The organism is Eikenella halliae (assembly GCF_001648475.1).
Lineage (GTDB): Bacteria > Pseudomonadota > Gammaproteobacteria > Burkholderiales > Neisseriaceae > Eikenella > Eikenella halliae.
Genome location: NZ_LXSQ01000008.1, coordinates 39,170 through 45,169 on the forward strand (window position 1 = coordinate 39,170; position 6,000 = coordinate 45,169).

Below are 6,000 nucleotides of genomic sequence, written 5' to 3' on the forward strand. Positions count from 1 at the left end.
AAAATTAGCCAGCTGCCGCACACCTCACAAGCCGCATAAATAAAACGGCAAAGCAGGATGAACAACCGGCATTTGTATGGCATAATCAGCCGCATATCGCCGCTGTGGCGGTCCTCTTTCCACCCTGATTGCAAAGGCAACCCATGAGCATTTCTCTGCAACAATATCTGTCGTATCTGCAATACCTGGCCGTGAGCCTGGGCATGACCGCGCTGTTTGCCGCCGTGTATCTGCGCATCACCCCGGCCGACGAATTGAAGCTGATTAAAAACGGCAACCTGGCCTGCGCGCTTTCCTTTGGCGGCGCGCTCGTCGGCTTTTGCCTGCCCTTGGCCTCCAGCATCGCCCACAGTGTCGGGCTTTTGGATTTTGTGCTCTGGAGCTGGGCGGCTGCGGCGATTCAGATTGTGGTGTATTTCGCCGCCACCCGCCTCGTGCCCGATGCCGCCGGCGAGCTGGCCGGCAACAATGTGGCCGTGGGCACGCTTTGTGCCGTGATTTCCGTGGCGGTGGGGCTGCTCAACGCCGCCTGTTTGGTGTAGTAGCAACGCGTACGCAACAGGCTACCTGAAATTTGGTTTTGCGGAAATTTGCCCCATTTTAGCTGCGCAATAATGCGGCCTTGAATGCGGCCTTGGCCGTGCTAAGCTATCCGGCTGCCCCGTTGCAGCCATGCTTTCAGGTAGCCCTCCCCTTCTCCCTATCCATCAAGAAAGGAATCCCCATGCTGGGCAATTTCATCAAGAAGCAGTTTATCGACGTTATCGAATGGCCGAATCCCGAAGAAGGGCTGCTGATGTGGCGCTTCCCCGTGGCCGACCAGGAAATCCAAAACGGCGCCAGCCTCACCGTGCGCGAAGCGCAGGCCGCTCTGTTTGTGGACGAAGGCAAAGCCGCCGACGTGTTCCAGCCCGGCCGCTACACGCTCACCACCCAAACCCTGCCCATCCTCACCAACCTGAAAAACTGGGATAAATTATTCCAGTCGCCCTTCAAATCCGACGTTTACTTCTTCAACACCCGCCAGCAGCTCGCCCGCCGCTGGGGCACTTCCCAGCCGGTTACCGTGCGCGATGCCGATTTCGGCGTCATCCAGCTGCGCTCCTTCGGCATGTATGCCTACCGCATCAGCGATCCCGCCGCCTTCTTCCGCGAAGTAACCGGCGTAGGCGCTTCCTATAGCGGCGAGCAGCTCGAACAGCAGCTGCGCAACCTCGCCATGACCCAGCTGGCTGCCGCCTTCGGCACTTCCGGCATCCCCTTCCTCGATATGGCCGCCAACCAAGTGCTGCTGTCACAGAAAATGAACGAGCTGCTGCTGCCTGAGTTTGCCAAACTCGGCCTCACGCTGGAAAACTTCACCGTGGAAAGCGTGAGCCTGCCTGAAAACGTGCAAAAAGCGCTGGACAGCAAAATGTCGATGGGCATCATCGGCGACATGGGCAAATTCACCCAATACCAAACCGCCACCGCCATTCCGATGGCTGCGCAAAACGAAGGCGGCATTGCCGGTATCGGTGCCGGACTCGGTGTGGGCGCCGGACTCGGCCAGGCCATGGCCGGCGCAATGGGCGGCATGATGCAGCCCCAACAACCCGCCCAAACCGCCCCCGCTGCACAGCCTGCCGCTCCGGCTGCCCCCGCTGCTGAAGACCCGCAAGCCAAACTGGCCAAACTCAAAACCCTGCTCGACGGCAACCTGATTTCCGCCGAAGACTACGAGAAAGCCAAAGCCGAAGTGATCAAGCAGCTGATCGGCTGAGGAACAAAGGCTACCTGAAAACAGGCACAACGGAATTTCCGCCAAGCCGAAGTGCCGTTTCAAATTTTCAGGTAGCCTCAAACACGGTTTAAAGGCTACCTGAAACGATAACTTCAACATTAAAACCATGCCCGCCCAATTAAACGCGCCGCCTGCCCCCCACCCTTTGTGGCGCGACCTGCTGCCTACTTTGCTGGCCGGTGGATTTGTGGCCTGGTTTGCCGGGCAGCCCGGATATGGTTTTTCGCTGGAATTGTTTCTGCCGCTGATTGCCCTATCGCGGCTATGGCGTACAGCCAAGGCTTTGCGCCCGCCACGCCGCGAACTGCGGCGGCAACTGGCTATCTGCGGCCTGTGGCTGCTGCTTCTCGGCGGCTTGGCCGTCCTGCACAGGCACTACGTCCGCCTCGCACGGGAGGAAGCCGAACAGCTGCTTGGGCAAATCCTAAGCAGGCAGCAGCCCAACGGCAGCTTTGCCCCGATGCCGCTAACCACCAGCCCGCGCTGGCGCATCCGTTACGGCGTAAATGAGGGGAAACCCTTTCTGCACTACAGCGACACCTACAACGTGTTTGACGTGCAAATATATGATTTTGAGCAACGCCGTTGGCAGCATCGAGCCGACTAGTTGCCCACAGGCTACCTGAAAGGTGAATCCGCAATCATGTCAACCACAAACCCCGTACAAGTCATCGCCCAGCATCTGCAAAACCGACCCACCATTCTCGATTTTGCAGAGGAATTGCAAATCATTGCCGACTTGCAGGCCGTTGCGCCGGAGCAGGCTGCCGCCGATTGGGATGCGCTCAGCGCCGTGGTGAACCGCCTCCGCGATTCGCACCAAATCAACGGCATTTTCTGCCTGACGCCGCAAAACCGGCCTGTCTTCATAGAGTTTGCAGGCTACCTGAAAACCGTTGCCGACATTGCAGGCCAAGATGCCGCTCCCTTGTGCGACGGCTTCGGTTTGAGCGCCGCCGAAATCGATGCCGCCTTTGCCGCCAAGCGCGAACGCCGTTAAACCTTGAGGAAACCCATGCCCATCCGCCCTGCCCAGGCCGCAGATGCCGAACGCATCGGCGAGCTGCTCTACCAAGTGCACGCCGTACACGCCGCCGCCCGCCCCGACCTCTACCGCGCAGGCGCGCGCAAATATTCCGTTGAAGAAGTGCGCGCCATCATTGCCGATGAAAACCAGCCCGTGTTCGTGTATCAAGACGAAGGCGGCAAGGTGCAGGGCTATGCCGTGTGCCAATTTCAGGTAGCCTCGGGTCATCCCGCGCTGTTGGAACGCAAAGTGCTGTATGTGGACGATTTGTGTGTGGACGAATCTCAACGCGACAGAAAAATCGGCGAAAAGCTGTATCGCCACCTGCTCGACTTCGCCCGCGCACATGGCTGCCACAGCCTCACCCTGCACGTGATGCACGGCAACGATGGCGCGGAACGCTTCTACCGTAGGCTGGGCATGACTCCGCTAAAAACCCTTCTGGAACAAACGCTTTAAAGGCTACCTGAAAATTTCCCGTCCCAACCGCCCGCCCTTTAGGAACCCATCATGAGCGAACCCTTCTTTAAAACCGACTGCCCCAGCTGCGGCGCGCCCGTGCACGCGCATTCGGCCACGGCGGTTACGCTGGTGTGCGGCTTCTGCCACAGCCTCTTGGTGCGCCAGGGCGAAGGCATCATCGACAGCGGCCGCGATTCCGCCCTGTTGGAAGACTTCAGCCCGCTGCAAATCGGCACCTCCGGCACGTTTGCCAACCGCCCGTTTGCCATCATCGGCCGCCTGCAGGCCAAATACGATGCCGGCATGTGGAACGAGTGGTATGTGCAATTTGACGACGGCAGCAACGGCTGGCTCTCCGAATCGGGCGACCAATACGTCTTCACCCTGCCCGCTACCGAGCCCTTGCAGGAAATACCCGAATTTTCCGGCCTGGTGGCCGGCCGCAGCAGCCTGATATACCGCAACAAACGCTTTTGGGCGGCCGACGTGCGCGATATCGTGCTGGAGCAGGCCGCCGCACAAGGCGAGCTGCCCTTTGCCGTGCCGCCGCAGATGAAAAACCAGGTGGCCGACTGGCGCTGCGAACAGATTTTTCTCACGCTGGATTATGCTTCCTCCCCGCCTGAAGTGTTTGTAGGGCGGGGCGTGCAGCTGGCCGACTTGCAACTTGGCAATACGCGCAGCAGCGAGCAGGTGGCCGATAGCGCCGGTCGGCTCAAAGGCACGCGCCAGGCCGAAAGCTGCCCGAACTGCGGCTCGCCGGTGCAATGGATTACTGGCCTCACGCCGTCCATCCTCTGCCCCAGCTGCGGCAGCAGCTTGGATGCCACAGGCAAGCTGGAATTGCTGGAAGCCAACAACAGGCGCGAGGCGCAGGCTGATGCGTTCACCCTGAAAATCGGTTCGGAAGCCCGCATCAACAACCGCACCTACACCCTCATCGGCGCGGTGCGCAAAGACGAACTGGAACCGGAAGACGCGTTCAACCTGATGTTCGGCCAAAAGCCGCTCGGCATCGTGCCCGTCGGGCGGTGGACGGAATACCTGCTCTTCGAGCCGCAGATCGGCTTTATGTGGCTGGTGGAAAGCGGCGACGGCGAATGGAGCGTGTCGGAAACGCTCAACGTGTGGCCGCGCCTATATGGCGATTTGTTCCAGCCGCAAGGTCTGACCAAACTCTACGACTACGGCGGCCGCGTGGTCTTGGCTGCCGGCGCATTCTACTGGCATATTCGCCAAGGCGACGTGGATTTCTACAGCGACTACCGCCACAACAGCAACGGCAAACTCTGCGCTGAATGTAATCCTCACGAAGCGGCCTGGAGCCAAAGCACCACCGTCCCCTACCGTACCGTACGCCGCTGGTTCGGAGACACGGCCGACACCCCGCAATACAGTGCCGATATGCGCCCGGACGAACCATCACGTTGGCTGATGCTGCTGCTCACCACCATATTCGTGGTGATCAACCTGCCCGCCTGGATCAGCATGTTCGTTACCGAAGAAAATATCAGCCTGGCCGCATTCGTATCGGCCATGGTGCTGTATTTCCTAGTTAAGCGCGGCAATATATTCACCGAAAGTGATGACGAAGAGTAAGCCATGTCGAAAAACACCTACCTTATCCTCAGCATAGTCGCCATTCTCGGCAGCACCGTATTCAACTACGTCTCTCTTGGTGACATGAGCAAATACCAAAGGAGCAGCAGCTCCCCCAGCTCTCGCTCCTTCGGCGGCTCGCACAGCGGTGGTGGCTACTCATCCGGCGGGTGGCACAAATGAGCCACAGCCCCGGTAGCCACGGCCTACTTGATTTATACGGCTGCCCACCCGAATTACTGCGCAACGAAGGCTACCTGAAAACCGCATTGGAGCACACCGCCCGCCACATCGGTGCCACCGTGCTCGAAAGCCGTTTCCACACCTTCGGCGGCGAAGGCGGCGTAACCGGCGTGCTGCTCTTGGCCGAATCCCATCTCAGCATCCACACCTGGCCCGAACACGGCTTCGCCGCCATCGACATCTTCCTCTGCGGCCGCCTACAGCCTGAAGCGGCGAAAGAACCTTTGCAATACGCCCTAAAGGCCGAGCGCAGCGTGTGGCACAGCCATCCGCGTGGAGGGAATCTGTAACTCTTACGCGGATGTAACGAATAGCAGCGCAATCTATCTGAAACTTGCCCAGCAATCAAAAAGCTGTCCACAAACATGAGACAGTGGGAATTCTGCAAAGCTAACAACTTCAGACAGCTCTTCTCTTTTCTAATTATTTTGATTCCACTGATCTTTCCTTTTCTTTCTCCCCCCTCTCTTTGCATTCTCTAGTCCCATTACTCGTAGGAAATCCTCGTATTGTTTACATTTTTCTACGGCTTTCTACGCACGGACAGCGTTTGTTTTTTGCTTAACCGCTTTTTAAGCAGTTATCTATCATTTTTCAAGAACAAATCAGTTTTCCGCATCTATCGACATACTTGACAATACCAGAAGCTGCTTAATCTGATCTTCAATCAAAAGCCGAAAGTGCACACAACGCTGTTGATTTCCCCATGAAGAGAGGCCAGTTAAATATTAATACTCAGCTAGTCTCTTCAAGGTAGTCTCCTAATCAGCAAATACTATCCTCCCTTACTTATTCCTATGCCCTTATTCCTATCCCAGTTTATCTTCGCTTTTGTTTTCGCTGTATTTTCTTTTTGTTGTTTTCCACAAAGCACAACACCCCGCCG

Annotated in this window: 8 protein-coding genes; all 8 read left to right on the forward strand. The window is 57.6% G+C overall.

Annotated elements, in window-relative coordinates:
- The first annotated feature begins 143 nt into the window (after positions 1–143).
- Positions 144–542: a DUF350 domain-containing protein gene (locus A7Q00_RS03430; RefSeq protein ID WP_064089236.1), complete on the forward strand. Its 399-nt coding sequence runs from the start codon at positions 144–146 to the stop codon at positions 540–542.
- A gap of 185 nt (positions 543–727) precedes the next feature.
- A complete protein-coding gene (locus A7Q00_RS03435; protein WP_064089246.1) occupies positions 728–1,762 on the forward strand; it encodes an SPFH domain-containing protein in 1,035 nt (344 codons plus the stop codon).
- 127 nt (positions 1,763–1,889) lie between these two features.
- Entirely contained in the window at positions 1,890–2,390 is a 501-nt protein-coding gene (locus A7Q00_RS03440) for a hypothetical protein (RefSeq protein ID WP_064089237.1), read from the forward strand.
- A gap of 36 nt (positions 2,391–2,426) precedes the next feature.
- Positions 2,427–2,783 (forward strand): hypothetical protein, encoded by a 357-nt coding sequence (locus A7Q00_RS03445; RefSeq protein WP_064089238.1) that lies wholly within the window; start codon positions 2,427–2,429, stop codon positions 2,781–2,783.
- 15 nt (positions 2,784–2,798) lie between these two features.
- Positions 2,799–3,269, forward strand: a complete 471-nt coding sequence (locus tag A7Q00_RS03450; RefSeq protein WP_064089239.1) for a GNAT family N-acetyltransferase — start codon at positions 2,799–2,801, stop codon at positions 3,267–3,269.
- A gap of 51 nt (positions 3,270–3,320) precedes the next feature.
- The gene (locus tag A7Q00_RS03455; protein WP_082887731.1) at positions 3,321–4,871 is read left to right on the forward strand and encodes a DUF4178 domain-containing protein; all 1,551 of its coding nucleotides are present in this window, start codon (positions 3,321–3,323) and stop codon (positions 4,869–4,871) included.
- 3 nt (positions 4,872–4,874) lie between these two features.
- Positions 4,875–5,054: a hypothetical protein gene (locus A7Q00_RS13335; protein WP_156503716.1), complete on the forward strand. Its 180-nt coding sequence runs from the start codon at positions 4,875–4,877 to the stop codon at positions 5,052–5,054.
- Positions 5,051–5,404 (forward strand): adenosylmethionine decarboxylase, encoded by a 354-nt coding sequence (speD, locus tag A7Q00_RS03460; RefSeq protein ID WP_064089241.1) that lies wholly within the window; start codon positions 5,051–5,053, stop codon positions 5,402–5,404. Before A7Q00_RS13335 ends, speD begins: the two co-directional genes overlap by 4 nt.
- Positions 5,405–6,000 lie beyond the last annotated feature (596 nt).